28 protein-coding genes and 1 pseudogene are annotated in these 24,847 nt (G+C 64.7%); 15 read left to right on the forward strand and 14 right to left on the reverse strand.

Annotation, left to right across the window (positions count from 1 at the left end):
- The 8 genes and pseudogenes from ACXIQ9_RS07785 to ACXIQ9_RS07820 all read right to left on the reverse strand — a co-directional run.
- A partial coding sequence (locus ACXIQ9_RS07785) for a calcium-binding protein (RefSeq protein ID WP_459016294.1) occupies window positions 1-980 on the reverse strand: 980 nt, incomplete at its 3' end.
- Between the two features lie 200 nt (window positions 981-1,180).
- Window positions 1,181-1,420 (reverse strand): annotated as a pseudogene (locus tag ACXIQ9_RS07790) (phospholipase D-like domain-containing protein); the annotation flags it as partial.
- A gap of 401 nt (window positions 1,421-1,821) precedes the next feature.
- Window positions 1,822-2,832 carry a carbamoyl-phosphate synthase L chain gene (locus ACXIQ9_RS07795; RefSeq protein WP_459016295.1) on the reverse strand — a complete coding sequence of 337 codons (1,011 nt, stop codon included), beginning with the start codon at window positions 2,830-2,832 and terminating at the stop codon, window positions 1,822-1,824.
- A gap of 116 nt (window positions 2,833-2,948) precedes the next feature.
- On the reverse strand, window positions 2,949-4,358 hold the full coding sequence (locus tag ACXIQ9_RS07800) for a phospholipase D-like domain-containing protein (RefSeq protein WP_459016296.1): 1,410 nt from the start codon (window positions 4,356-4,358) through the stop codon (window positions 2,949-2,951).
- A 42-nt stretch (window positions 4,359-4,400) separates the two neighbouring features.
- Window positions 4,401-4,574: a hypothetical protein gene (locus ACXIQ9_RS07805; protein ID WP_247479531.1), complete on the reverse strand. Its 174-nt coding sequence runs from the start codon at window positions 4,572-4,574 to the stop codon at window positions 4,401-4,403.
- Window positions 4,575-4,587: 13 nt separating this feature from the next.
- Window positions 4,588-5,652, reverse strand: coding sequence for a DUF4912 domain-containing protein (locus ACXIQ9_RS07810; RefSeq protein WP_459016297.1), 1,065 nt, complete (start codon window positions 5,650-5,652; stop codon window positions 4,588-4,590).
- A 153-nt stretch (window positions 5,653-5,805) separates the two neighbouring features.
- Window positions 5,806-6,564 carry a phycobilisome rod-core linker polypeptide gene (locus ACXIQ9_RS07815; protein ID WP_459016298.1) on the reverse strand — a complete coding sequence of 253 codons (759 nt, stop codon included), beginning with the start codon at window positions 6,562-6,564 and terminating at the stop codon, window positions 5,806-5,808.
- 105 nt (window positions 6,565-6,669) lie between these two features.
- The gene (locus ACXIQ9_RS07820; RefSeq protein WP_247479525.1) at window positions 6,670-7,284 is read right to left on the reverse strand and encodes a phycobiliprotein lyase; all 615 of its coding nucleotides are present in this window, start codon (window positions 7,282-7,284) and stop codon (window positions 6,670-6,672) included.
- A 53-nt stretch (window positions 7,285-7,337) separates the two neighbouring features.
- Here ACXIQ9_RS07820 and ACXIQ9_RS07825 point away from each other — a divergent pair, with 53 nt between their 5' ends.
- On the forward strand, window positions 7,338-8,207 hold the full coding sequence (locus tag ACXIQ9_RS07825; RefSeq protein WP_296416309.1) for a DMT family transporter: 870 nt from the start codon (window positions 7,338-7,340) through the stop codon (window positions 8,205-8,207).
- Here the strand turns inward: ACXIQ9_RS07825 and ACXIQ9_RS07830 are convergent.
- Both ACXIQ9_RS07830 and sufR read right to left on the reverse strand, forming a co-directional pair.
- Window positions 8,188-8,538, reverse strand: coding sequence for a hypothetical protein (locus ACXIQ9_RS07830; protein WP_296416307.1), 351 nt, complete (start codon window positions 8,536-8,538; stop codon window positions 8,188-8,190). The genes ACXIQ9_RS07825 and ACXIQ9_RS07830 overlap by 20 nt on opposite strands.
- On the reverse strand, window positions 8,532-9,167 hold the full coding sequence (sufR, locus tag ACXIQ9_RS07835) for an iron-sulfur cluster biosynthesis transcriptional regulator SufR (RefSeq protein WP_459016299.1): 636 nt from the start codon (window positions 9,165-9,167) through the stop codon (window positions 8,532-8,534). The genes ACXIQ9_RS07830 and sufR overlap by 7 nt, the downstream gene beginning before the upstream one ends.
- A gap of 243 nt (window positions 9,168-9,410) precedes the next feature.
- On the opposite strand from sufR, the gene ACXIQ9_RS07840 reads away from it, so the two are divergent.
- The 5 genes from ACXIQ9_RS07840 to ACXIQ9_RS07860 are packed head-to-tail and all read left to right on the forward strand — an operon-like array spanning window position 9,411 to window position 14,585.
- Window positions 9,411-9,764: a ferredoxin-thioredoxin reductase catalytic domain-containing protein gene (locus tag ACXIQ9_RS07840; protein WP_010313046.1), complete on the forward strand. Its 354-nt coding sequence runs from the start codon at window positions 9,411-9,413 to the stop codon at window positions 9,762-9,764.
- Between the two features lie 9 nt (window positions 9,765-9,773).
- Window positions 9,774-11,216, forward strand: a complete 1,443-nt coding sequence (gene sufB / locus ACXIQ9_RS07845; RefSeq protein ID WP_459016300.1) for a Fe-S cluster assembly protein SufB — start codon at window positions 9,774-9,776, stop codon at window positions 11,214-11,216.
- A gap of 59 nt (window positions 11,217-11,275) precedes the next feature.
- Complete coding sequence (gene sufC, locus ACXIQ9_RS07850) at window positions 11,276-12,073, forward strand: Fe-S cluster assembly ATPase SufC (protein WP_029625992.1); 798 nt, start codon at window positions 11,276-11,278, stop codon at window positions 12,071-12,073.
- Window positions 12,073-13,311 carry a Fe-S cluster assembly protein SufD gene (sufD, locus tag ACXIQ9_RS07855; protein ID WP_459016301.1) on the forward strand — a complete coding sequence of 413 codons (1,239 nt, stop codon included), beginning with the start codon at window positions 12,073-12,075 and terminating at the stop codon, window positions 13,309-13,311. The genes sufC and sufD overlap by 1 nt, the downstream gene beginning before the upstream one ends.
- Complete coding sequence (locus tag ACXIQ9_RS07860) at window positions 13,308-14,585, forward strand: SufS family cysteine desulfurase (protein ID WP_424163137.1); 1,278 nt, start codon at window positions 13,308-13,310, stop codon at window positions 14,583-14,585. Before sufD ends, ACXIQ9_RS07860 begins: the two co-directional genes overlap by 4 nt.
- Here ACXIQ9_RS07860 and ACXIQ9_RS07865 read toward each other — a convergent pair.
- On the reverse strand, window positions 14,582-15,274 hold the full coding sequence (locus tag ACXIQ9_RS07865; RefSeq protein ID WP_459016302.1) for a class I SAM-dependent methyltransferase: 693 nt from the start codon (window positions 15,272-15,274) through the stop codon (window positions 14,582-14,584). The genes ACXIQ9_RS07860 and ACXIQ9_RS07865 overlap by 4 nt on opposite strands.
- On the opposite strand from ACXIQ9_RS07865, the gene ACXIQ9_RS07870 reads away from it, so the two are divergent.
- The 3 genes from ACXIQ9_RS07870 to ACXIQ9_RS07880 are packed head-to-tail and all read left to right on the forward strand — an operon-like array spanning window position 15,273 to window position 17,618.
- Entirely contained in the window at window positions 15,273-15,818 is a 546-nt protein-coding gene (locus ACXIQ9_RS07870) for a DUF1543 domain-containing protein (protein WP_459016303.1), read from the forward strand. The genes ACXIQ9_RS07865 and ACXIQ9_RS07870 overlap by 2 nt on opposite strands.
- Before the next feature lie 41 nt (window positions 15,819-15,859).
- Window positions 15,860-16,948 (forward strand): S-methyl-5-thioribose-1-phosphate isomerase, encoded by a 1,089-nt coding sequence (gene mtnA, locus ACXIQ9_RS07875; protein ID WP_424174380.1) that lies wholly within the window; start codon window positions 15,860-15,862, stop codon window positions 16,946-16,948.
- The gene (locus ACXIQ9_RS07880) at window positions 16,941-17,618 is read left to right on the forward strand and encodes a class II aldolase/adducin family protein (protein WP_247479508.1); all 678 of its coding nucleotides are present in this window, start codon (window positions 16,941-16,943) and stop codon (window positions 17,616-17,618) included. Before mtnA ends, ACXIQ9_RS07880 begins: the two co-directional genes overlap by 8 nt.
- Here the strand turns inward: ACXIQ9_RS07880 and ACXIQ9_RS07885 are convergent.
- Window positions 17,588-18,973 carry a sodium/glutamate symporter gene (locus ACXIQ9_RS07885; protein ID WP_459016304.1) on the reverse strand — a complete coding sequence of 462 codons (1,386 nt, stop codon included), beginning with the start codon at window positions 18,971-18,973 and terminating at the stop codon, window positions 17,588-17,590. The two genes, ACXIQ9_RS07880 and ACXIQ9_RS07885, sit on opposite strands and share 31 nt — an antisense overlap.
- Window positions 18,973-20,877 carry a S9 family peptidase gene (locus tag ACXIQ9_RS07890; RefSeq protein WP_459016305.1) on the reverse strand — a complete coding sequence of 635 codons (1,905 nt, stop codon included), beginning with the start codon at window positions 20,875-20,877 and terminating at the stop codon, window positions 18,973-18,975. The genes ACXIQ9_RS07885 and ACXIQ9_RS07890 overlap by 1 nt, the downstream gene beginning before the upstream one ends.
- 59 nt (window positions 20,878-20,936) lie before the next feature.
- Here ACXIQ9_RS07890 and def point away from each other — a divergent pair, with 59 nt between their 5' ends.
- From def to ACXIQ9_RS07915, 5 genes are all read left to right on the forward strand, one after another.
- Window positions 20,937-21,539, forward strand: a complete 603-nt coding sequence (gene def / locus ACXIQ9_RS07895) for a peptide deformylase (RefSeq protein ID WP_010313028.1) — start codon at window positions 20,937-20,939, stop codon at window positions 21,537-21,539.
- A gap of 9 nt (window positions 21,540-21,548) precedes the next feature.
- On the forward strand, window positions 21,549-21,746 hold the full coding sequence (locus ACXIQ9_RS07900) for a hypothetical protein (protein WP_010313026.1): 198 nt from the start codon (window positions 21,549-21,551) through the stop codon (window positions 21,744-21,746).
- 59 nt (window positions 21,747-21,805) lie between these two features.
- Window positions 21,806-22,423, forward strand: a complete 618-nt coding sequence (locus ACXIQ9_RS07905; protein WP_296416298.1) for a DUF3747 domain-containing protein — start codon at window positions 21,806-21,808, stop codon at window positions 22,421-22,423.
- Between the two features lie 48 nt (window positions 22,424-22,471).
- Window positions 22,472-22,642, forward strand: a complete 171-nt coding sequence (gene rpsU / locus ACXIQ9_RS07910) for a 30S ribosomal protein S21 (RefSeq protein WP_010304532.1) — start codon at window positions 22,472-22,474, stop codon at window positions 22,640-22,642.
- Window positions 22,643-22,746: 104 nt separating this feature from the next.
- Window positions 22,747-22,890: a hypothetical protein gene (locus ACXIQ9_RS07915; protein ID WP_010313022.1), complete on the forward strand. Its 144-nt coding sequence runs from the start codon at window positions 22,747-22,749 to the stop codon at window positions 22,888-22,890.
- Here the strand turns inward: ACXIQ9_RS07915 and ACXIQ9_RS07920 are convergent.
- Entirely contained in the window at window positions 22,887-24,422 is a 1,536-nt protein-coding gene (locus ACXIQ9_RS07920) for a YifB family Mg chelatase-like AAA ATPase (protein ID WP_459016306.1), read from the reverse strand. The genes ACXIQ9_RS07915 and ACXIQ9_RS07920 overlap by 4 nt on opposite strands.
- A gap of 50 nt (window positions 24,423-24,472) precedes the next feature.
- Between ACXIQ9_RS07920 and ACXIQ9_RS07925 the strand changes: the two genes are divergently transcribed.
- Complete coding sequence (locus ACXIQ9_RS07925; RefSeq protein ID WP_296416296.1) at window positions 24,473-24,835, forward strand: histidine triad nucleotide-binding protein; 363 nt, start codon at window positions 24,473-24,475, stop codon at window positions 24,833-24,835.
- Window positions 24,836-24,847: the final 12 nt, after the last annotated feature.

Raw genomic sequence — 24,847 nt, forward strand, 5'->3', positions numbered from 1 at the left:
GACTTGATGACAATCAGATCAGCAGATCCATCCTTTTCGCTGGTGTAGGTGTTCCATCCCAAATCACCCCAGAGCTCGTCGGCATCAAGACCACCAGTGATGACGTCACGCCCGTTGCCACCGCGAATGAAATCTCGACCTCCACGACCATCGAAGATATCCCAACCTGCTCTGCCTAGTAGTCGGTCATTGTTATCACTGCCGCGCAACACCGAACCAACACCACCTTCATCGGTCTGCTTTGCCTCGATTGTCGCTCCGCCTGCTGCTGCTTGGACCATTCTGTTGATCTTTACAGTATTAGACCAAGTTGCAGTCTTGAATAGCTTCTCTGTATCTTCTTTGGGATCTAGTGAGATGCTTGTTAGGAGTGACTCTTCACCCGCTAACTCTGTAAGAATCTCGCCTGCAGTTGTGTAACTAGACGCTTGAGTGGATGAGTCTCTAGAATCTGGACCTGATTCGACAATGTTCTTCGACAACAAGCCGAATGGGTCTTCTGCCCATTCGGTTGAAGCGTATGCGCGAAAAGAGCTCTTTTCGACAACAGCTCTATCACTGCTTACTGGAAAACTGCGAAGCTTGCTTGTATACCAAGGATTACTCCCGTCTGATGAATAGCTAAAAGAAACTTCACCTTTTTTCTCGGGATCCTGGATGGGAAAGCTCGTTCCCCCTGCAAATCTGTATCCGTATCCAGTCTCCTTTTTGCTCCCGTCTTTGTTCACCTGTGCGAAAAAGTTGCCCACCTCATAGACGGTGCTATTGCTTCTATCAAGAATGCCCCCATTGTAGAGAAACTTCCCTTTGATGATAGTTCTTGTTGAGTATTCTGCTCTCCAGAAAGTTTCCGTCTTTATCTCGGGAGTGCTTATGGTAATGGTGATGAAATTATCGCCTAGGATCCATTGCTGTTGACCTTGGGATGTGTCGAGAACTTTCCCGCTTATTATTCCATTGTAGATTCTCTCTTCTGACATTCTAGGTCTGCTCTAATTGCTTAAGTTGAGCATTGATCGAAACTGATGCTGCTGTTGATCTCGCAGTACTGGGTTGAGTCTCCCTGATAGGCAAGGCTTCTGTGTCTGCGACTTCTTCACCTATTGTATCATGAGCGTCTGCATCTAATTGCTTCCTTTATGCCGATAGCGCATACGTCTTAAGCCACTCCGCTGGCCACTCAGCTCTTCTGAATTCCACTGCCGCAGCGCTGGCGGTTGCATTCCAACTTGCGCCGCAGTCGTTCGGTGATGCCTAGATCCGCAATGCGCCAGAGACGATCCATTTCACGGGTGAAGTGGGCGGCGAGTTGCGGTGAGCGGATCACCAGCAGCACCTCGTCGTTTTGATGGGCGGCAGAGGCGCTCCAGTTGAAGATGCCGGTGATGACGGTCTTGCCGTCGATGACAGCGAACTTGTTTGGCTGGTGGTTCAGAAGTACCGCCCAGCCTTTCTTCTCAGGAATGCTTAGTTCTTTGAGCCGTTTGCTAAGCCAATGGCATCCTTGATGGTGATAGGGAGCGAAGTTATTGGTGAATGTGTTGAGGGAATAAGGGTAGAAGTAAGGAGAGAAGTATTGAGGGTGGTTTTGGTATGCCCTGGTTTTTCGGTTTGGCGCTCAGCGTCTTGATGGGTTTGTTATTAGGCGGCGTTGATGGCAATGGTGCCAGGTATTGGAGGTTGAATGATGGTTCTTGGTGGTCTATTTAAGAAATAAAAGCCCCTGTGGTTGCAGGGGCTTTGGGTGGTTAGGCTGCGAAGGGGTAGACGACGGTATGACGGAGTAATTGGGGGAGGCGGTGTGTAGATTAAAGATTATCGCTATCTGTGTCTCTTTACAATTCGATGCGCTATTCCTCGTTCATCCACTCGGTACCCTGACCCTGCCACAGAAGAATCGTATACCCGTACATCCCTGTTTTTCACGCTCTCAGTTAATGTCTTAATTGTAGGCTTCTTCGACGCTTTCTTCTGCTTCTCGCTTTGCGAAATTCCTGCTGTATTAAAACGCCACTTAATGTCTGCGGAGAAACGCTGCTTAAACGCATCGTCATAAGACAGATTGGCGCCAAGAGTTAGACCATTATTGATGGCACACGCAAGCCTTCCTAAAACGCCTGAGCCATTCACATTCTCCTCTTCTCGCTGCTGGTAGTAATAACCAACAGAAGCTCTGAGGGCTGTTGTGAGGTTGTAGCCCACGTCTAAACCGTAGGTGTTGAGTGCTCCGCCTTGATAGGCGCTATTGAGTTGCTGCTCCTTCACTCCTGTCGGAATAAGACCGTAGGCACTGAGTGCCCACTTATCGCTGACCGCTTCTACATTCACCGCAGCCTGCTGGAAGAAATCAGTGCGCTCGTTAGTGAGCGCCACTCCCGTGTCATCACCCCCAGAGCTCAGCGGGCGGGTGTCATAGCCAGCATTGATGCCATACATCCAGCTGCGGTCGCCGTTCAGCCAGCGATAACCGAGGCGCGATGAGGTGGAGATTGTGGTGCCTCCGACATCGGTATTGACGATGCTGGACTGTCCTTTGATGTCTGCGAAGTTGGCGTTGGCGAGGACATCAGCGAAGAAAACGCTGTTTTTGCCAACGACGAGGGGCAGGAAGCCACCCAGACCTGTCTCGTTGGGAGTGCCAGCTGCTTGAGTTTGTGCCTGGACGCCAACCTGCGGTTTGACGATGTCCTTGAGGTTGATGCTCATCACGCCAAGGTCCTCAGCTGAGCCTTGGGTGATCTCAACGGGCTTGGCGTTGACCTGAGGGATGGATGCCAGTGTCAGAGCTACAGCACCAGTGAGCGACAGGCTTCTACGGGTGAAGAGCTGCATTGCTCAATCTCTGCTTTGCGGACTGTGGCTGCTGATATCCCTGGTTGCCATTGGGTTTAGAGCAGTTGGTGTGTCGTCATCACAGTTTCGAGGGCAGAAGCCAATCCCGTAGCCACTTAGCTCCTCTCAACCCCACTGCCGCAGCGCTGGCGGTTGCGTTCGAGTTTGCGCCGCAGTCGTTCGGTGATGCCTAGATCGGCAGTGCGCCAGAGGCGATCCATCTCACGGGTGAAGTGGGCTGCGACCTGCGGGGAGCGGATCACGAGGAGCACCTCGTCGTTTTGATGGGCGGCAGAGGGGCTCCAGTTGAAGCTGCCTGTGATGACGGTCTTGTCGTCGATGACAGCGAACTTGTGGTGCAGTTTGTCGCCGCGGGCCAACTGCGGTGTGCCGATGCCTTCGGCTGCCCGCTCGAGCGGTTGATTGTTTTTCTCGATCTTGCAGTCGCGATCAGCCATGGCCACCCCCAAGAGATCGAGGACTTCAGAAAAGGGACGGCTGGCAAAGCCTGGATCCGCCACAAGCCGCAGCCGCACCTGCTGCGCCAGTCGCTCGGCCAGTTGGTTGGTGAGTGACTGCGCGGAGAAGACAAACAGGGCTAGATCGATGCGCTCCTGTGCCTCCGCGAGGACGGAAGCGATCAAGGCCAGGCCGTTGTTGGGATCACTGCGGCGCTGGGGCGCAAACAGCACCTCCACCTCGCTGCTTCCCATACGGATGTGCTGCGCCGCGTGCTGACCTTTGCCCAGGCCAAAGCGGCTATCGGGTTGCCCGCCGGGCCCGTCTCCCCACATCTTCTCAAAGTCCTCGCGGAAGATTGCGGCCAACGCTGGGCTCTCGATCTGCAGCAGGTGGTTGGCGTTCCCGCGGGTTCGGGGCGCGCCCGGGTCCCCATGGATGCCTGAGGCGGTGAAGTTGGCCGACCCCGTCACCACGGTCTGCCCATCGACCACCAGGTACTTGCTGTGCATCAGGCCGCTGCCCTTGCTGCCATCGGCGGTGTCATCCAGCAGGGGGACGCGCGCGCGCTGCAGGATGCCCACGGCATCGCCCTGCTGCCGCTCGCTCTCCGAGAGTTGCCCGTCGCCGTTTTGGTCGGCTAAGGCGCGCAGCTGCCGGTGGCGTTGCCGCTGATGGGGGCTGAGCTCGGCTTCGTGCTGGCTGCTCCAGGGTTGGCTGTAGATGTTCTCCAGAACCACCTTCACGGGGATGCCCCGCCGGTGTCGCTCGACCAGGGCCTGGGCGATGGCCGGGAGGGAGAGCTCCTGAACGGCCACCAGAACCTCGGACTCCGCAGAGCGTATCGCTTCGATCAGCAGCGCCTCGAGGTCCTCACCCGCTCGCCACTGCCGGCTGATCGGGCTGATGTAGCCGCGGTCCTCCCGGTGGTTGAAGGCTGCCCTGATCTGCGGGTGCTGCGCCAGGTCTGGCTCCTGCTCGGCGCCGATGAGCTGTCCGGCGCTGCCGCAGCCCTGCAGGAGGCAGGCCAGGGTCAGCAGGCTGCTGAAAGCGGGCCGCTGCAGCATCAAGGTCTCAGGCGGATCTGGAGCGAGTGTTCCCTTCGTGCCTCAGCCGTGCTCGGGCATCTCAGAGGTCAGCAGCATCGAGCCAAACCAGAGGCTGCTGATCAGCACCGCCGCCAGGACCCCGGCACCAATGCCCACCTTGACCATCAGCAGGGGAACGGCGATGGGGAACAGCACGGCTCCCGCCATCGGGGTGAAGGCAACGACGGCTTTCATTGCGGACCTGTGCTCAGAACCACTCGGCCACAGCTTGGTCGCTGGGGTTGCTGTTGTCCTCTGGTGTGCTGCGATCGAAATTCAAGGTGATATTGCGCTTCTGCTCGCCATCCGCCGCAATCGCCTCGATGGCATAGACCTGCTCGCCATCGCGGAAGGGAACTTGAACCCGGAAGGTGCCGTCGCTGGAGAGGGGAACCTCCTCTCCTCCAATGCTCAGCCGGGCAGAGGGATCGGTGGCTCCGTAGACGATCAGCTCGGCATCGGCGACCAACCAGAAGGCGCGCTTGCGTTGCCCGACCACGCCACTGCCGGATTCATTGCGGCCGCTGGCCCAGAGCCCGGCTCCGGAGGCGTTGAGGCCTGAGCCACTGGCGCCCTCGAGTTCATGGAAGGCCTCCGAGCCCCGTCCAATCGTCCGTCCAAAGCTGGTGGCGGTTTGGTAGAGGCGCTCGTGCAGACCGCTGTCTGGAGTGGTGGCGGGTTGGCTGGCGATCCCGGCAGCGTCGACCTGGCCCAGCGGGGCCTCGAGGGAGAAGGGAACGAACTGATCGAGGATTTGTTCGCTGGGGTGGAGCGCAGGCACCCGCGCGATCGATGAATAGGCCAGGGAGATCCAGCCACCAGCGTTGACGCGGTAGCCAAGTTCGACCCGGTAGTCGCGATCACTGAGCGGCACGGGCAAGTACCACTCGGTGGCGTGGCTATCGACGGGCACTTCCTGCAGGGTGTGCGGGTGCACGCCTCCGTCGCTCACCCCAGTGACATCGGCGACCCGCAGGCAGAGCTGGCTGGCTCCATCCTTGAATGCCTGCTGGCGATCGCTTTCAGAGATTTCCCAGAAGACATAGGCCCACTGGGGATCACGCGGCAGAAAGACGACGCGCGTGCTGTCAATGGTTTTGGGCGGAGGACTGTGTTCTTGCTCGACGCTGCTCATGTCGGCCTGGCGCTCGCCGATGGCATCCACCAGTTCAGCCTTGGTTTTGCGGCTGTAGAGCGTCACGCCCAGTTCACTGGCCACCTGGCGCAGCTGGCGCAAGGTCATGCGGGCCAATGAGGTCAGGGCTTGGGTCACAGCGCTTCCGATTCCTTTCGGGATCTATGGACTTACTTTCCCCGATCCCTTGTGCAATCGGCAGTCGTGGTCAGGATCCCGTGACTGCCTCCGGTGTGGAAACACAAAAAAAGCGGCGGATGAACCGCCGCTTGAGAAGTCTTGGACCGTGGATCAGCGGCCGAGGCTGCGGTAGGGGACTTTCGAGAGGTAATCGATGTCGGCACTGCCGCTGGCGTTGGCACCGCGCAGGGCAGGCAGGGTGCGCACCCAGGGCATGTAGTCCTGAGGGAAGCCACCGCGGCGCTGCAGGGAGCGCTCGGGCAGCTTGCGGGCGGTGCCGGTGTAAACGATTTGGGGGAACCCGAGGATGCCGCGGTAGTAGGCGTCGTAACGGGGGCTGGTGATGTTGAAGGGGGTCTCGCCCAGGTCACGGCTGCCGACCACGCGGTTGCGGTGGTAGGGAACGGTGTCGTAACCGAAGGCGTTCAGGTACTCCTCACTGTCGAGGATGTCGTCAACCATGCCCTTGACGCCGCGGGTCATCAGCACAGCGGACCAGGCGATCTCTTCAGCCTTGCCGTGGGTTTGGCGACCCAGCAGCTTTTCCACGAGGTGGCGAGCCACCTTGTAGTTGTTGTTCAGCGTGTAGAAGCTGCGGTTGAAGGTGTCCGAGAGGCACAGCGAGCGGATGAAATCGCGCACCGTGATCTGGCCGTTCCGCACCTGGCTTTCCAGGGTGAGGTCACGGTCCACCTTGAAGGCGTGGAAGAAGATTTGGCGGTAAGCCGCTTCGATCACGAAGTTCTGGTCTTCGCGGTCCATGGCCTTGTCCATGGATACGGCTTTCGGATCCTCATCCGAGCCCACACGCAGGGCGTCAACACGCGAGTTCTGCGTGGTGGGCGCGTACTTCAGAAGAGGAAGGGCCACTCGAACTTCGGCATCCGTCGGGGACGATCGTAGAAGTGTGTTCCGGGCTCAACTCCGCCGTCCCTTTCAGGGCTCACAGTCCGTAACGTTCCACACCGATTCGTTTCACCAGCCCAGCAGCGATAAGGCCGGCTCCGCACTGGTGCTTTCGGCGCTTTGGGGCTTGGCGCTGGGTTGCTCACTGCCGCTGACCTCGCAGCGGGTTTCGATGCAGAACGAGGCGTTGTTGGAGAGCCCCTCGACCGTGCTGCTGCGCACGCGGACGTTGGGGCCGGCGAAGGCAAACCGCTCCCAGACGTTCATCGTTTCGTACTCCGTGCTCAGCAGCAGGCCGTCCCGCTCATCCATCGAGAACAGAGAGCTGGCGGGGGCTTTTTCCGCGTAGCCCAGATCCCGCAACAGCAATCCAGAGCGGCCGCGCTCGTCGGTTGGAATCAGGCCGATCACGCTTTCGCCGGTGTGGTCCTCACCGGCCTTGTCCCAGGCCATCGAGGCGCTCCAGCGCACCCAGCAGCCCCCCACCAGCCCAGCCGGATCCTGGCCGTGGAGTGCGGCGATCTCGGCCAGGCGCTGGTCCGTGCGCTCCAGTTCCTCCACCACGATCAGCGAGCCTCCGGCTTCGGCGCGGCGGTGCAGCAGGTGATGGACGCTGCGCTGGGAGCGCCAGCGGCCGCAGCTCAGCTGGAAAAAGCTGAGGGCATCCTCAATCGCAAGGGTCACGGCGCTGCAGCAGATGCAGCGATGATCGCAAGCCGTAGTCGTCTCCTGCAGCCGTGCTCAGCGGAGTCCTGGCGGCCTTGGCGGGAGCCCTTTGTTGGACCCTTGCCAGCAGTCTTTGGCGGCGCTTGCCAACGGCCCTCAGCGCCAGCCAGCTCAATCTGCTTAAGAACGCTCTGGCGCTGCTGTTGCTGCTGCCGCTGTTGGGCGCGTCCGGCGTTGGCTCCCGATGGAGCGATCCCTGGGCCTTCTGGCTGCTGGTCGCCAGTGGGGTTCTCGGCATTGCCATTGGCGACAGCCTCTTCTTTGCCGCCCTGCGCCGCATCGGAACCCGGCGCACCCTGACCCTTGATGCGGGCGGTCCAGCGGTGACGGCGCTCTTGGGAATGGCGGCCCTGGCCGAGAGCCCCAGCCTTCTGCAATGGCTGGGGATTGCCCTGATCACAGCGGCCCTGGCTCTGGTGGCAGGCCGTGATGCCGGGGCGCCTCGCTCACGGGACTGGGGCCTGGGGGTTGCGCTGGCCCTGGGGGCCTTGGCCTGCGGCAGTGGCGGAGCCGTCTTGGCCCGGGCGGCCCTGCGCTCCGGTGCGATCGATCCCCTGCAGGCGGCCGCGCTGCGCCTCTTGGCGGCAACTCTCGTCCTGTTGCCGCTGCTGCCGTCTCTGCTGCAGCGACGGCAGGGGCCGCTCCCGCAGCGGCGGCGTTGGCCCCTGGGGATCCTCGCCACCTTGCTGGGGACCAGCGCCGGGATTGCCCTGCAGCAAACCGCCCTGCAGCAGTTGCCGGGGGCGCTGGCGGTGTCACTCCTGGCGACCGCTCCGGTGATGGCGCTCCCCTTGGCCTCCCTGGAGGGGGACCGTCCCGGCTGGCGAGGCGCCCTGGCGGCCCTGATGGGCCTGGCTGGGGTCAGTTGTGTGGTGGCTTAAGCCGCGCATCGGCCTGCCGTTGTCCCCAGCGCACCAGGTCGGCGATCTCCAGCTGCAGCGCGGGTTTTCCGAGGTCGTTGCCGATGCTGGCCAGCTGGGCTGAGGCCTTGCCCAATTGCTCCACCAGAACCGGAATAAAGGTCGGGTCCACCGCCAGGTTGGGTTGCTGCTCGGCCCAGGCGCTCAGACGGGCCCCCTCCGGTAGGTCTTCCCCTTGGGCTGCCGCCTGTTGCAGGCAGCGCAGGCTGTGGGCCAGCAGGCGCAGGTGATGGCGCTCGAAGGCCGGGAGCAGCGTGCTCTCGAGTTCGCTGAGGTCCGCTTCGCTCAGCACGGCGTCAGGCGGAATCCGCAGGCCTGGTTGCCCTCGAGCAGCCAGTGGACCCGATCGACCTTGCAATCGGGGAAGGTCTGTCTGATCAGCTCCAGTTCCTGATCGCAGACGCAGGGGAATTGCTGGGCGATGGACTGAACCGAGCAGTGGAACTCGCTCAGTACCCAGCTGTCCTGGCCTGGTTCGGCGTGGAACTCGGCGACGTAACCTTCTCCCCGCCGCAGCTCCACCAAGCGCTCCAGCCGTTCCAGGACCGTGCCGGCGCCGATGTGTCTGCGGTAGTCCTCGGCCTTGTCGCTGGCCTGCCGCTCGAGCAGCTCCTCGACCATCCCGCTGGGCAGGTTGGCGGTCATCGAGCTCAGGAGGCCCAGGGCGAAATGTTCGCTGCCGTTTGGGAAGTGTCCGCGTCCATTGCTGGTCAGCCGCCAGCGGTTGCTGGGCCGACCTTGGCCCTCGCTGGTGGGACTGGCTTCCACCAAACCCTCGTCTTCTAAGGAGCGCAGATGGCGCCGCATGACTTGGACCGACACCTGAAGCGCCTCGGCGAGCTGGGCAGCCGTGAGCTCCCCCTGCCGCAACATCAGGCTGAGAGCGGCTTCGCGTGTCGGTGACTGGGCGGAGACGCTCATGTTGGAAAGCGGTCATCCACACCATGCCACGGCTAAACGGGCGCTGACGAGTGAGCCGAGAGGCCCCTCCCCCCGATTGGCACCGGCAACGCGCAACAATGACCACTCACTGCTGACGGTTCAGGCCTCTATCGTTCACTTACGAAACCCTGGCGTTTCGTAAGTTGTTGATGGACGAGCTGTCAGCCCCGCTGGGCGCCAGACCTCGCCCGGCACGTCCGTTCCAGCTTTGTCTCTGCGCTCATGTCTGCAGCCCCCTCCCCGTCAGCCAGCGACAGCCTTGAGGTGATCCGTAAGTTTGCGGAGACCTACGCCCAGCGCACGGGGACCTATTTCTGCAGCGACCCCAGCGTGACGGCTGTCGTGCTCGAGGGTCTGGCTCGTCATAAGGACGAGCTGGGCGGCGCTCTGTGCCCCTGCCGCCACTACGAAGACAAGGAGGCCGAAGTGGCGCAGGCCTTCTGGAACTGCCCTTGCGTGCCGATGCGTGAGCGCAAGGAATGCCACTGCATGCTGTTTTTGACCGAGGACAATCCCTTCCGCGGTGAGAACCAGACCATCTCGATGGAAGACGTCAAAGCCCATACGGGCGGTTGAGGCTCACCCATGAGTAACGCTCAGGCCGTTGGTGATTTAGTCAGCCAGCCGTACAAGTACGGCTTCGTCACTGACATCGAAACCGAGAAGATCGCCAAGGGCCTCAGCGAGGACGTGGTGCGTCTGATTTCCAGCAAGAAGGACGAGCCGTCTTTCCTGCTGGACTTTCGCCTGCGGGCCTATCGCCAGTGGCTCCAGATGGAGGAACCGGACTGGGCCGCTTTGGGCTACCCGCCCATCGACTACCAAGACGTCGTTTATTACGCCGCCCCCAAGCAGCAAGAGAAGAAGGCCAGCCTCGACGAGGTGGATCCGAAGCTGCTGGAAACCTTTGACAAGCTTGGAATCCCCCTAAGCGAGCAAAAACGGCTGTCCAACGTCGCTGTTGACGCCGTCTTTGACAGTGTCTCGATCGCCACGACCTACAAGGAAAAGCTGGCTGAGCACGGTGTCGTCTTCTGCTCGATCAGCGAGGCCGTCAAGGAATACCCCGAGCTCATCGAGCGCTATCTGGGGACGGTGGTCCCGAGCAACGACAACTATTTCGCGGCGCTGAATTCAGCTGTCTTCAGTGACGGCTCCTTCGTCTTCATTCCCAAGGGCGTCGAATGCCCGATGGAGCTGTCGACCTATTTCCGGATTAACTCGGGAGACACCGGGCAGTTCGAGCGCACCTTGATCGTCGCGGAAGAAGGTGCCTCCGTGAGCTACCTCGAGGGTTGCACCGCCCCGATGTTCGACACCAACCAACTGCATGCGGCAGTGGTGGAACTGGTGGTGCTTGATGACGCCTCGATCAAGTACTCGACCGTTCAGAACTGGTACGCCGGTGATGAGAACGGTGTGGGCGGCATCTACAACTTCGTGACCAAGCGCGGTCAGTGCCGTGGTGCCCGCAGCAAGATCAGCTGGACCCAGGTGGAAACCGGTTCAGCGATCACCTGGAAGTACCCCAGTTGTGTGCTCCAGGGCGCCGATTCGGTGGGCGAGTTCTACTCGGTGGCCCTGACCAACAACATGCAGCAGGCCGACACCGGCACAAAGATGATCCACGTGGGTCCGCGCACCCGCTCGACGATCGTCAGCAAGGGCATCAGCGCTGGGCGCTCGTCCAACAGCTACCGCGGTCTGGTCCAGATCGGACCGAAAGCCACCGGCGCCAAGAACTACAGCCAGTGCGACTCGATGTTGATTGGCGATCAAGCCGCCGCCAACACCTATCCCTATATCCGCTCTCAGCAGCCCCAGGCCGCTGTTGAGCACGAGGCCAGCACCTGCCGTATCTCAGAAGATCAGCTCTTCTATCTGCAGAGCCGCGGCATCGGTTTTGAAGAGGCCGTCTCGATGATGGTCAGCGGCTTCTGCCGCGATGTCTTCAACCAGCTGCCGATGGAGTTCGCCGCCGAGGCGGACAAGTTGCTGGCCCTGAAGCTTGAGGGCTCAGTCGGCTAAGCCCACCGCTGACCCCGGCCCGATGCGGGCCCTTTGTTTCCCTTTCGTCTCCCTTCCCCGTGATTCGCCCTGACGCTCCAGTGCTGCTTGAGATCCGGGATCTCCACGCTCGAGTCGAGGACAAGGAGATCCTCAAGGGCGTCAACCTGACCATCCGTGCCGGCGAGATCCATGCGGTGATGGGCCGCAATGGCAGCGGTAAGAGCACCCTCTCCAAGGTCCTGGCTGGTCATCCCGCTTACACCGTCACCGGCGGCAGCGTGACCTACCGCGGCGAGAACCTGCTGGAACTGGATCCCGAGCAACGGGCCCGCACGGGCGTGTTCCTGGGCTTCCAGTACCCGGTGGAAATTCCGGGTGTGAGCAACCTGGAGTTCCTGCGGGTGGCCACCAACGCGCGCCGCGCCCAGAAGGGTGAGGAGGAGCTCGACACCTTCGCGTTTGAAGACCTCGTTCGTGAGCGGCTGCAGGTGGTCCAGATGGATCCCGCCTTCCTTGATCGCTCGGTAAACGAAGGCTTCAGCGGCGGCGAGAAAAAGCGCAACGAGATCCTCCAGATGGCCCTGTTGGATCCCCTGGTGGCGATCCTCGATGAGACCGATTCCGGCCTGGACATCGACGCCCTGCGGATCGTGGCTGGCGGCGTCAATCAGCTGGCGAGCCCCGACAACGCGACCCTGCTGATCACCCACTACCAGCGCTTGCTCGACGCCATCACCCCGGACTATGTCCATGTGATGGCGGCCGGGCGGATGCTGCGCACCGGCGGCAAAGAACTGGCCCTGGAGCTTGAAGAGCGCGGCTACGACTGGGTGGACCAGGAGCTGGCCGCCTTGGCTGCCGCGGAGGTGGCCTGATGACCGCCAGCCTCAGCGCCCCCACCCAACGGGCAGCTTGGCTGGAGCAATGGCTCTCCCAGCTCCCTGCCGCCTCGGGTGCCCTGGCGGCTGTGCAGCAGCGCGGTCGCGCTGCCCTGGCCCAGCAGGGTGTTCCCTCCTCGCGCAGTGAGGATTGGCGCTTCACCGACCTGAGCCTGCTGCAGGCGCTTCCCTTGGCGGCTGCTCAGCCTGCCCAGCCCACCCTCGCCGCCGGCGGGTCCGTGCTGCGCTTGCAGCTCGATGGCCAAAGTGATCCCCTGGCGGGGGTGACCCTGCCCGCAGGGCTTGAGGTCCTCAGCGAGGCGGAACTGGCCCAAGGGTTGGGCCACACCCTGGCGGCCACGGCTTGTCAGCAGCACTGGCCGGTGGAACTCAATCAGGCCAGCGCCACGCAGGTCCTGGCCCTTCGGGTCAAGAGCCGAGCCTCGGCGGCCCTGGAGCTGGTCAGCGCTAGCTCCGGGGGCATGCTTCCCCTGCGGATCCTGCTGGTGCTGGAGGAGAAGGCCCAGTTGGATCTTTCCCAGCTGATCGAGGCCCGGGCCGCGGGTCTGGTCAGCCTGGTGATCGAGGCCCACCTGGCCCGCAGCGCCAAGCTGCGCCATGGCCTGGTGGCCTTTGGCCAAAGCGATGCCGCCCTGTTCAGTCACATCGCCGTTGAGCAAGAGCCGGAAAGCCAGGCTGCCCTCAGCAACGTCGCTGCGGGTTGGGGGCTAGCGCGGCACGAGCCGCGGTTGGTGCAGGTGCAGGGCCAGGCCCACTCGCTCCTGCGCGGTCTGCAGTTGGTGGGCGGTCAGCAGATCGCTGACACCCACAGCTTTGTGCAGTTCTCTGGCCCCGAAGGGGAGCTCGATCAGGTCCACAAGGCAGTGGCCGCCGGCCAGGGCCGCAGTGTCTTCAATGGTGCAGTGCGCGTGCCCCGGGAAGCCCAGCAGACCAACGCGGCGCAGTTGAGCCGCAACCTGCTGCTCTCGGATCGGGCCCGGATCGATACCAAACCCGAGCTTGAGATCGTTGCTGATGACGTCAAGTGCGCCCATGGCGCCACGGTCAGCAGCCTGCAAACCGATGAGCTGTTTTATCTCCAGAGCCGCGGTATTGGAGCGGAGCAGGCCGCCGGCCTGCTGAAGCGCGCCTTCTGCGAAGAGGTCCTGCGCGCCCTGCCGGAGCCCGCGCGCCAGTGGTGCCCCCTGGATCAGCTGGAGCTGGAATCGGCATGAGCAGCTCCTCCAGCCTGATGAGCGTTCCTGCTGTTGATTTGGCCGCCCAGACGCGGCAGGACTTCCCCCTACTGGCCCAGACGGCCTGCTTGGGGCAGCCGTTGATCTATCTCGATCACGCCGCCACCAGCCAGAAGCCCCATCAGGTCCTTGATGCCCTGCGGCACTACTACGACCACGACAACGCCAACGTTCACCGGGGCGCGCACCAGCTCAGCGCCCGTGCCACCGAGGGCTTTGAGGGGGCTCGGGCCAAGGCTGCGGCCTTCATTGGCGCCTCCAGTCCCAACGAAATCGTCTTCACCCGCAACGCCAGTGAGGCGATCAACCTGGTCGCCCGCAGTTGGGGTGAAGCCAACCTGCGCCCGGGCGATGAGGTGCTGCTGACGGTGATGGAGCACCACAGCAACCTGGTGCCCTGGCAACTGCTGGCGGATCGCACCGGCTGCGTCCTGCGCCATGCCGGCCTGAGCGAGAGCGGTGAGCTCGACCTGGAGGACCTGCGCAGCAAGATCACCGACCGCACACGGCTGGTGAGCCTGGTGCAGGTCAGCAACACCCTGGGCTGCCTCAATCCGATCAGCCAGGTGGCGGCCCTGGCCCATGCCGCCGGTGCCCTGGTGCTGGTGGATGCCTGCCAGAGCCTTCCCCACCTGCCGGTCAACGTCAAGGAGCTGGACGCCGACTTTTTGGTGGGCAGCTCCCACAAGCTCTGCGGTCCCACGGGGATGGGTTTCCTCTGGGGCAGGGAGGCCCTGCTGGAAGCCATGCCTCCCTTCCTCGGCGGCGGCGAGATGATCCAGGACGTCTACCTGGACCACAGCAGCTGGGCTGGGCTACCCCACAAATTTGAGGCCGGCACCCCCGCCATCGGTGAGGCAATCGGCATGGGCGCAGCCCTGGACTACCTCCAGGCCCTGGGTCTCGATCGCATCCATGCCTGGGAGCAGCAGCTCACGGCCCATCTGTTTGAACGCCTGCAGGGCATCGATGGCCTGACGGTTCTTGGCCCCACGCCGGAGCAGCAGCCGGATCGGGCGGCCCTGGCGGCCTTCCATGTCGAGGGTGTCCACGCCAACGACATCGCTGCCCTGCTGGATTCCGCTGGTATCTGCATCCGCAGCGGCCACCACTGCACCCAGCCCCTGCATCGCCACTACGGCCTTAGTGCCTCAGCGCGGGCCAGCCTGAGCTTCACCACGACGATCGAGGAGATCGATCGCTTCGCGGAGGAACTGCAGGGAACCATCAGCTTCCTGCGCGAGCACAGCTAGGCGGGGCTGAGGACGGCCATGGCCTCGGCCCCGTGGCGTCCTTCCCAGACCCACTGCCAGCTCCAGCCCGCCTCCTGGGCGATCCCTTCGATAACGCCCCGCTCGGCGGGGTAATCAAAGCGCTGGATGTGGGCGAGCACCGCCTGGCGTTGGTCGGCGCCAAGGGCGCTCCAGCCCTTCACCCGCCCCCCGTAGCGGGCCAAATAGGCCTCTCGGCTTTCCCCGGCTTCGCGGAAGACATCAACCCAGATCAAGCGGCCGCCTGGGTTGATGCGTCTGCGGCATCCTCTGAGCCAGTTGGCTTTGTCCTGGTCCTGCTGGAGGTGATGCACCGCATAGCTGCTGTGGATCACTTCCACCACCTCGGTCTGCGGCGCGTTGGCCCAACTCAGCAGATCTTCCGCCAGCCAGGAGCGGGGGAAGGGGGCCTGGCTTAAGGCGGCTTGCGCTAGGGGCAGCACCTCGGCGCAGAGGTCCAGCCCCGTGTAGTGCCCCAGGGGCAGCGACTGCAGCAGCGGTGCCAGCAAGCCAAGATCGCCGCAGCCCAAATCCACCAGGCTGGGGGCCTGGGCCGTTGCGCAGACCTGCCGCAGCACCTGCCCGCAGGCCAGGCTCATGGCCTGGTGCTCCATCAGGTCGTGATCCAACACGGCCCGGTAGGTGGCCCACTGCCGCTGAAACAGGTCCATGACGCCGCCATCCCCCAGCGCCCCAACCCTATTTCTGGTGGTCCTGGGTGGACGCACCGCCAGCAGCCTGATCGAGTTGCATGACGTCCGCTTTGTTGCGGGCCGCTCCATCGACGACACCATTCCGGAGCTCAAGCGGCAGTGGTTCGGGAGGCGTGAGGGTCTGCACCTGGATGCCTACATGGCGGTGCGGGCGATCGATGGCTGGGCCGTGAGCCTCGGGCGCGAGCCCGCCGCGCCCCGGCCCGAGCGGCTCTGGTTCGTCAACCTGGGCGCCTACCGCCCGGACTCCCTGGCGGAACTGCACCAGTTCGGCCTGGTGGTGGCCCGCTCCCCGCAGGCGGCCAAGGCCGCGGCGAAACGCCAGTGGCTCCACGGCGCGCTGCAGCAGCACAAGGACGACCTCTGCGCCGTGGACGACTGCCTGGCCCTCGAGCAGCTGGAGTTGCTCGGCGGCCAGCGCTGGCATGTCCAGCTCTCCCCTCATCCCGAGGGACGCAGCCAGCCCCAGGTGCCCGATTGGCAGGGCTATCGCCCGATCTGAGCGGGGCTGCAGGGGATGATCGGTGCAGTCAATCGGTAGCCATGAAGATCGACGGCCAGGCCTGGCGCACCATCTGGCTGGAGCCGGGTGGCCGCTCGATCGGGGTCATCGATCAGATCCAGCTGCCGCATCAGTTCACCACCCGTACGCTGCGCAGCTGCGATGAAGCGGCCGAGGCCATCCGCACGATGGTCGTGCGCGGCGCCCCCCTGATCGGCGTCACCGGGGCCTACGGCCTGATGCTCGCCCTGCAGGTCGACCCCAGCGATGCCTCCCTGGCGGCGGCCTTTGATCAGCTCAATGCCACCCGCCCGACGGCGGTCAACCTGCGCTGGGCTCTGGAGCGTGTTCGTGATCGGGTGGCGCCGCTGCCCCCGGCAGAGCGGGCCGAGGCGGCCCAGGTTGAGGCCGGCGCCATCGCCGATGAGGACGTCGCCATGTGCGAGGCCATCGGCGAGCACGGCCTGGAGCTCTTCCAGGAGCTGGCGGCCGCTCGGCCCGGTCAGACCCTCAATGTGCTGACCCACTGCAATGCCGGTTGGTTGGCCACGGTGGATTGGGGCACGGCCCTGGCGCCGATCTACAAGGCCCACCGCGCTGGCCTGGACATTCATGTCTGGGTGGATGAGACCCGCCCCCGCAACCAGGGCGCCTCGCTCACGGCCTATGAGCTTGGCCGCGAAGGGGTGCCCCACACCGTCATCGTCGACAACGCCGGCGGCCACCTGATGCAGCACGGCCAGGTGGATGCCGTGATCGTCGGCACCGACCGCACGACCCGCCGCGGCGACGTCTGCAACAAGATCGGCACCTACCTCAAGGCCCTGGCGGCGCGGGACAACAACATCCCCTTCTATGTGGCCCTGCCGGCCTCGACGATCGACTGGTCCATCGATGACGGCGTTGCCGAGATCCCAATCGAGGCCCGCAGCCCCGAGGAAGTCACCCACATTCAGGGCCGCAGCCCCGAGGGGGCGATCACCACGGTTCAGCTCAGCCCTGACGGCAGCCCGGGCTTCAACCCCGCCTTTGATGTCACCCCAGCGCGTCTGGTCACGGCGCTGATCACCGAGCGGGGGGTTGTCGCCGCCAGCGCCGCCGGCCTCCAGGAGCTCTACGGCGATGTCTGATCTGGATCTGCGCGAGCAACTGGTCGACTGCGCCCGGCGCATGCAGGCCAGCGGCATCAACCAGGGCACCTCCGGCAACCTCTCGGTGCGCATTGCCGGCGGGATGCTGATCACCCCCAGCTCCCTGCCCTATGAGCAGATGCAGCCCAGTGACCTGGTGGCGCTGGATCTCAAGGGGGAGCCCCTGTTCATCCCGGCCGATGGCCGCCCCCAACGGCGGCCCTCCTCGGAGTGGCGGCTGCACGCCGATGTCCTGGCGAGTCGGCCGGAGGTGCAGGCGGTGCTGCACTGCCATTCGATCCACGCCACAGCCCTGGCCTGCCATGGCCGTGACATCCCCCCCTTCCACTACATGACGGCGGTGGCCGGTGGTCATGACATCCGCTGCGCCCCCTACGCCACCTTTGGTACCCAGGAGCTCTCCGATGGGGTCGTCCAGGCCCTCGAGGGACGGCTGGCTTGCCTGATGGCCCAGCACGGTCAGGTGGCGGTGGGCCCGACCCTCGACAAGGCCCTGGCCCTGGCGGTGGAGGTGGAGACCCTGGCGCGGATCTACCTGCAGGCCCTAGCCCTCGGCGAACCACCCCTGCTGAGTGGGGAGCAGATGGAGCAGGTGCGCCACCAGTTCCGCACCCTGCTCTACCGGGCCTCCTCGAGCTCGGGCAGCTGAGCAATCCAGAGCCCCGCGGCCCCGGCCAGCAGCATCACCGCTGCGCAGACCAGGGTCCAGACCGGTAGTCCCCAGCCGGCCACGGCCAGGGGGGCCACCACCGTGATCACCCCACCGGAGAGCAGGGGCTGCAGCAGCAGTTGCTTGAGCGAAAAGGCCGGCAGGGCGTCGCTGTGATTCTCCGGATCCGCCATCCGCAGCAGCAGCAGGCCGGAGGCGGCGACGCCGGTGGCTTGGCCAAATTCCACCAGGGCCCGCTCAAACCAGTCCTTGGGCAGCAGCTTCGGGGCTAGCCAAAGACTGATCAGCAGATTCCAGCTCAAGCCAGCTCCCGCCAGCAGGGTGATCGGTAGCCAGTTGGCCTGGAGTAACTGCAGGTTCAACCCCGCGGTGGCTGAGGCGATCAAGAGATCGGCTGCCAGGGTGCTCACTTCGCTTTGGATTGGGGTCGAGGCCCACTGGCTGCGATTGCTCAGCTCCAGCAGCCAACGCACCAGCAGCGACCCCAGGATCGCCAGCGGGAACACCGGTAGGGCCTGGCCCACCGTGGCGACGCCCCCTCCGATCCAGCCTGTCCCCAGCCGCAGCAGCAGTTGCAGCAGCCAGCCGATGGCTACGGCGATGCCCACCAGGCCCAGGTTGCAGAGCCAAGCCGCCCAGGGATTGCTCGGGCCCTCGGCCCCGCTCGCCGCCGCTGGAGCGACCTGAATTGCTTCCGGCGCCAGGTCCGCCACCAGCCATCCCCGTGCCCGCCCGAGCACCACCACCAGTCCCCCCACCAGGGTTGAGGACAGCAGGCCCACGGTGGCCAGGGCCAGACCCAGGTCCTGGCCGCTCTCAAACCCCAGGGCCGCATAGCTCGCCCCCATGGCCGCAGCGGAGCCATGGCCCCCCTCAAAGGCCACCTCGATCAGGCAGGCCATCACCGGGCTGAAGCCCAGCAGGGGCTGCAGCACCAGCAGCACCGCCAGCCCGGCCACCACGTACTGACCGAAGGCCAGCACCAGCGCCAGGGAGACGTGGCCGCCCACGGGCTTGAGCACGCCCGAGAGCTTGGGCAGTGGCTTGCCCAGCATCAAGGAGCCGAAGACCAAGGTGAGCAGCACCAGGGGCAGTTGGGCCCAGAGCTCCATCAGGTGCTCGGGCAGCAGCGGGAAGGGCCCCTTAGGGGCGACCAGCAGACCCAAGACGCCCGCGACCAGGGCCTCGGGAATGCCCCAGAGCTGCAGCTGTAGCCGCCGGCCAATGGCTCGGCCCGTCGCCAGGATTCCCGCCAGAACACCCCCCGCCAGGACGAGCCAGCTGATCCCATCGACGAGGTCAGCGCTCCAGAGTCCCGGCAGAAGCTCAGCCATTACAGGGCGAAGTGCGCGCGGAAGAAGGCCTCCGTCGCCTCCAGAACCTCAATTTGGGTGCTGCCCTTGCGGAAGCCGTGGCCCTCTTCCGGGAACAGGCGCACCTCCACCGGGATGCCTTTGTTGCGCAGGGCCTCGGCCATCCGCTCGGTTTGCTCCGGGGGGACCACCACGTCCTCGAGGCCCTGGAAAAAGATCACCGGGCAGCTCATGCGTTCGGCGTGGTTCAACGGTGAGCGGGCGGCGTAGAGCGCGCGTTCCTCGGGCCACGGGCCCACCAGGCCATCGAGGTAGCGGGCCTCAAAGCGGTGGGTGTCCTCCGCCAGGGCACTCAGGTCGGCCACGCCGTAGCGGCTGGCACCGGCAGAGAAGCAGTCGCTGAAACAGAGGGCCGCCAGGGTGGTGAAGCCCCCGGCGCTGCCGCCTTCGATCGCCACCCGTTTGGGGTGGGCCTGCCCCTGCTCGATCAGGGCCTGGGCCGCAGCGGCGCAGTCCGCCACATCCACGACGCCCCACTGGCCGTTGAGTCGTTCGCGGTAGGCCCGGCCAAAGCCGGTGGAACCGCCGTAGTTCACATCCACCACGCCCCAACCGCGGCTGGTCCAGAACTGAATGGCCAGGTTCAGGCCCGTGCGGGCCATGGCGGTCGGGCCGCTGTGGCTCTTCACCAGCAGGGGCGCTTCGCTGTGGCCGCCGCCGGTTGGCGGGTAGTACCAGGCCTGGGTGGCCTGGCCGCCGTGGCCGTCAAACCACAGTTCTTGGGGCTGGCTGATGGCCTCCTGTGCAATCGGGCAGGGGGCCGCTGGTTGATGCCGCCAGCTCCCGGTCTTCAGGTCGAGCTCCAGCAATCCCGAGGGCAGGGTGGGGCTGCTGGCGATGCAGGCCAGTTGGCCCGCCTGGGCGCAGAGCCCCGCCAGATCACTGCAGGGTTGCTCGAGCGGCCGCCAGCTTTGGTCCTTGAGCTCCCCGAGCTCCCAGCGGCCCTGCCGGCAGGCGAGGGCCAGCAGGCGCTCACCGTCCCAGGCATGGGTGCTCATGCCAAAGACCCACTGGGGCATGGCGAATTCGGCCTGCTCGTGCAGCAGGGGCTGCCAACGGGGCGTCTCCAGCGCGTCCTGCTCGGCTGCGGACCAGCGCTCGAGGTTCCAGAAGCCGCTGCGGTCATTGGCCACCACCAGGTCGCGTCCGGCCCAGATCGGCTGAAAGACCGAGATGGCCTGGGGATCCTCGGGGGCGCTGCCGGCAACGCGCCGGCCGGGGCCCAGCTGGCCGGAGGCCTGAACGTCCGCCAGCCAGAGGCTGCTGCAGTCCCAGGGCATGGCCGGCTGCTGCCACTCCACCCAGGCCAGCCGCGCTCCATTGGGGCTCAGGGCGGGATAGCCGCAGAAGTCCGCGGCCTGATGGAGCTCGACCAGCTCCCCGCCGGCCAGGGGTAGCGCCACCAGGTGGTCTTGACTGTCGCGCTCCAAAACGCCAATCCAGCGGTCCCGCTGCCGGTCGATCAGGCCGCCACCGAGGGCCCCCTCAAAACGCTTGCCCTGGGGCGTGAGCAGTCGCTGCGGTTCGGCCCCCGGTTGATCGAGATCCAGCCGCCAGAGGCAGCGGTCGGCGTCATGGACGAACACGGCCACGGCCTCTCCATTGGCGCGCCGGCCGATGGCGCAGGGGCCGCCGCCGTACTCATGGACGCGGCAGCGCAGGTTCCAATCCCCCGGGGTGCATTCGCGGGGCTCCTGCCCCTGGGCTGCGCGCCCCATCAAGGTGGTGCGCCCCTGTTCGTGGGGACGCTGCTCGAGCCAATAGAGCGCCCCATCCAGCAGCACGGGCTCTTTCAGGCTTGGGGTTTTCCCCAGCACCACCTCGGCGGAGAGGGGAGTGAGCGTGGCTGGTGGGGACAGGCTCAACGGAACAGGCCGATTAGGCCTCCTAGAATCGCTGTTCGCAACGCCGTTGAGGACAGGTCTTGGCCAATAGCTTCGCCAAGTTGGCGCGCTCGGCTGAGCTCTCGGGACGCCTGCAGGTGTCTAAGGAGCCCATCGAGAACCCTCCCTACGACATCCACAAGCTGGGTGATGAGGTCCTGCGCGAGCCGGCGCGACGCATCGGCAAGGTGGATGACGCGGTGCGCAAGCTGGCCACCGACATGCTCGTCAGCATGTACGCCGCCAAAGGCATCGGTCTGGCCGCTCCCCAGATCGGCGTGAATCAGCAGTTGCTGGTGATTGACCTGGAGTTGGAGGATCCCAGCAGCCCTCCTTTGGTTTTGATCAACCCGGAGATCACCTCCGTCGGCGGCGGGCTCTGCACCTATGAGGAGGGTTGCTTGAGCATCCCCGGGGTCTATCTGGATGTGGTGCGCCCCAGCGTGGTGGATGTCAGCTACCGCGATGCCTTTGGCCGTCCCAAGCGGATGAAGGCCGATGGCCTGATGGCCCGCTGCATCCAGCACGAGATGGATCACCTCAACGGGGTGCTCTTCGTCGATCGGGTCACCGACGAGGAGAAGCTCGTCGAGGGCCTTAATGAAAAGGGCTTTAATCGCTCCGACGTTCACACCATCGCCTGAGCCTTCGAGATGCCGATGAAACCCCTGGCGGGACTGTTTCTCGCCCTGGCTTGCGTGCTGGGTATTGCAGCCACTGGCTCGGTCTTCGAGTTGGCCTACGGCGACCCTGAGCTGGGGGTCAAGACCACCGGCACGATCTTGGGCCTGGCCCTGCCGGGAACACTGATCAGCCTCCTGGTGGCGATCCGGATCAATAAGCCGGCCTGAGGGACTGGCGCCGCTGGCGATCACTTTTACGATCAGCCCCTGCCAACCCAAGCGACTCTGTGTTTTCTCTGGTCCGATCCCTGGCTGCCCTGCTTCCGCTTGCCGGCCTGATGGCTGGCGGCGTGCAGGCCAAAGCGTTGTTTGACGCTGTGGAGGTGGACCAGACCAAGTTCGTCATCGTCGCGGCTCCGATCGGCACCGGAGAACGGGCTCAGCTGAACATCTACGAACAGCGCAAGGACACCCGGCCCTGCTTTGCCCTGGCCGAGGAAGGGCCGGTCAAGGTCGATCCCCTGCTCTCCAGTTTTGACTTCACGGGGATCTGCAGCCGATACATCGACGGCAATGGCTATTCCCTGCGGGTTGGGGAGGAGGACCTCGCCAGCACCTACCGCATCAGCGTTGTGCGCGAGAAGGGGGACAACGTGCTAATGGCGTTCCCCTCCAAGCCGAGTGCAGGGCCGGAGATGGTGATTGCCCGCAGCGGCGGCCACAGCCAAAACACCGACTACCTGCTGCTCCAGCCCGAGCCGGGCTGGAAGTTGATGCGGCGCCAGTTCGGTGGACGCAACCTGGGGCACGTGTACATCTACCGGGACAGCTGGCCGGTGGCGGAGCAGCCCGCGACCACCGGTGATCAACCAGCGCCTGAGGCTCCTGTTCCAGGGCTCTGGTGAAGAGCACTTGCTACCATCTTCAAACTGCAAAATTCCTAGATCGGTTTTATGACCCAGGTCACCGTCGGCGAGAACGAGGGCATTGAGTCGGCGCTGCGCCGCTTCAAGCGCCAGGTCTCCAAGGCCGGGATCTTCGCCGATCTCAAGCGCCTGCGTCACCACGAGACCCCCGTCGAGAAGTACAAGCGCAAAGCCCAACAGCGCCGCCGCCGCCGCTGAGCCTCGGCTTCAGCCCCAGCGTCCCTGCGGGAATCGGTAGAAACACCGATTCCCGCTTTTTTCATGGCTACCAATGATGGAGAAGGTCTCCGTCGAGGTGCGCTGTGAAGCAGTTAATCAGTGCCATCAACCGCTGGTTTGGCAAGAGCGTGGGCAATGCCTTCGGCAATCCCCTCGAGGAGCGGCAGCACCTGCCCCCCAACGTGGGCGTTCAGCCCTATCGCGATACCCCGCCCCACAAGCACTAGGCCGTAAAGCTGCGGTAGGTCAGGGCCTCGGCCACGGCTTGGGGCCCGACCTGATCGTCGTCGTTGAGATCCGCGATCGTTCGGGACACGCTCAGCAGCCGCTGACCGCTGCGGGCTGAGAGCGCCCGAGCGGCCACAACCTGCTCCCAAAGGGCCAGCGTGTCCTGGCTGAACGCACCCGTATCGCGCAGATCACGGGCGCTGAGCCTGTGGTTGCTCCCTGCACCTGGATTGCGCTGCTTCATGCGCCGGCGCGCCTGCTGGATGCGCTGGGAGGCGGAGGCTGTCGACTCCGGGGGCCTGCGCTCGCTGGAGGCGCTGTCGCAGTAGCCCTGCCGCAGGACCTGCGCGGGCACCCGTTGCATCACGACCTGGAGGTCGATGCGATCGAGCAACGGGCCCGAGAGGCGGCCCCAGTAGCGCTGGCGCTCGGATGTGGTGCAGCTGCAGTCGTGCTCCGGGTCGCCGTACCAGCCGCAGGGACAGGGGTTGGTGGCGGCCACCAGGCTGATGCAGCAGGGGTAGTGGAGCTGCTGCTTGGCCCGGCTGAGCCGGAGGGTTCCCTGCTCGAGCGGTTGCCGCAGTTGATTGAGCACATCGCGGCGGAACTCCCCCAGCTCATCGAGAAAGAGCACGCCCCGGTGGGCCAGGGCCAATTCCCCAGGCCTTGGGCAACTGCCGCCGCCCAGGAGTGCCGCGCTTGAGCAGCTGTGGTGCGGGCTGCGGAAGGGCCGGGTGCTGATCAATCCGCCCAGCTGCTCCAGTTCTCCTGCCACCGAATAGAGCTGGGTGATCTCCAGCTGCTCCGGTGGGCTGAGGGGCGGCAGCAGTCCGGCCAGGCTCTGGGCCAGCAGGGTTTTGCCGCAACCGGGCGGGCCGACCAGCAGGAGGTGATGGCCCCCGGCCGCGGCGATCTCCAGGGCCCGCCGGCCGTGGGCCTGGCCCTGGATCTCCTGCAGGTCCACGGGAATCGGCGTGGGCTGTGGTGTGTCGCTTGAGGGCTGCAGCGGGCCGGGGCTGTAGTGCGGCTGCAGTGCCTCGAGCGCTTCGCACAGGCTGCTGATTGGGCGCACCTCCAGGCCGCTGACCAAGCGAGCCTCAGGGCCGTTGGCCTGGGGGACCAGCAGGGCCCGGGCCCCCGCCCGCTGGGCGGCCAGGGCGATGGAGAGGGCGCCGCGGATCGGTCGCAACTGGCCATCGAGACCCAGCTCGCCGCTACACCAGATCCCCTCCAGTCGGTCGGGCTCGAGCTGCCCGCTCGCACAGGCCAGGGCGAGGGCGATGGGGAGATCAAAGCTGGGGCCCTGTTTGCGCCGGTCGGCCGGCGCCAGGCTGACGATCACCCGCGAGAGGGGCAGCCGTAGGCCGCTGTTGCGCAGGGCTGAGCGCACCCGCTCCCTGGATTCCTGCACGGCCGCATCGGCCAGACCGACGATCACCAGGGCCGGGAGTCCCGGGGCGAGATCCACCTCGACCTGGACGGGATAGGCCTCGATTCCCGCTAACGCGGCGGTGCTTGATCGTGCCAGCATCGGCTCATGGACAGCGCTCTATAGACGTTCCACCGCTGTTTCACCAGCCCATGGCCGACGCCGCTGACCTCGCCAGCAACGACACGATTTTTGGCCGCATCCTGCGGGGGGAGATCCCGTGCGATCAGGTCTATGCCGATGAGCAGTGCCTGGCCTTCCGCGACGTGGCTCCGCAGGCACCGGTGCACGTCCTGGTGATCCCCCGCGAGCACATCGTCAACCTGGCGGAGGCCGAGGCCAGCCAGGAGCAGTTGCTGGGCCATCTGCTGCTGGTGGCCGCCAAGGTGGCGAAGCAGGAGGGACTGAGCGGTTTTCGAACGGTGATCAATAGCGGTGAGGAGGCCGGCCAGACCGTCTTTCACCTGCATGTGCACCTGATTGGTGGCCGTCCCTTGGCTTGGCCTCCAGGCTGAGTTCCCAGCGGC

It is taken from the genome of Synechococcus sp. LTW-G, assembly GCF_054459035.1.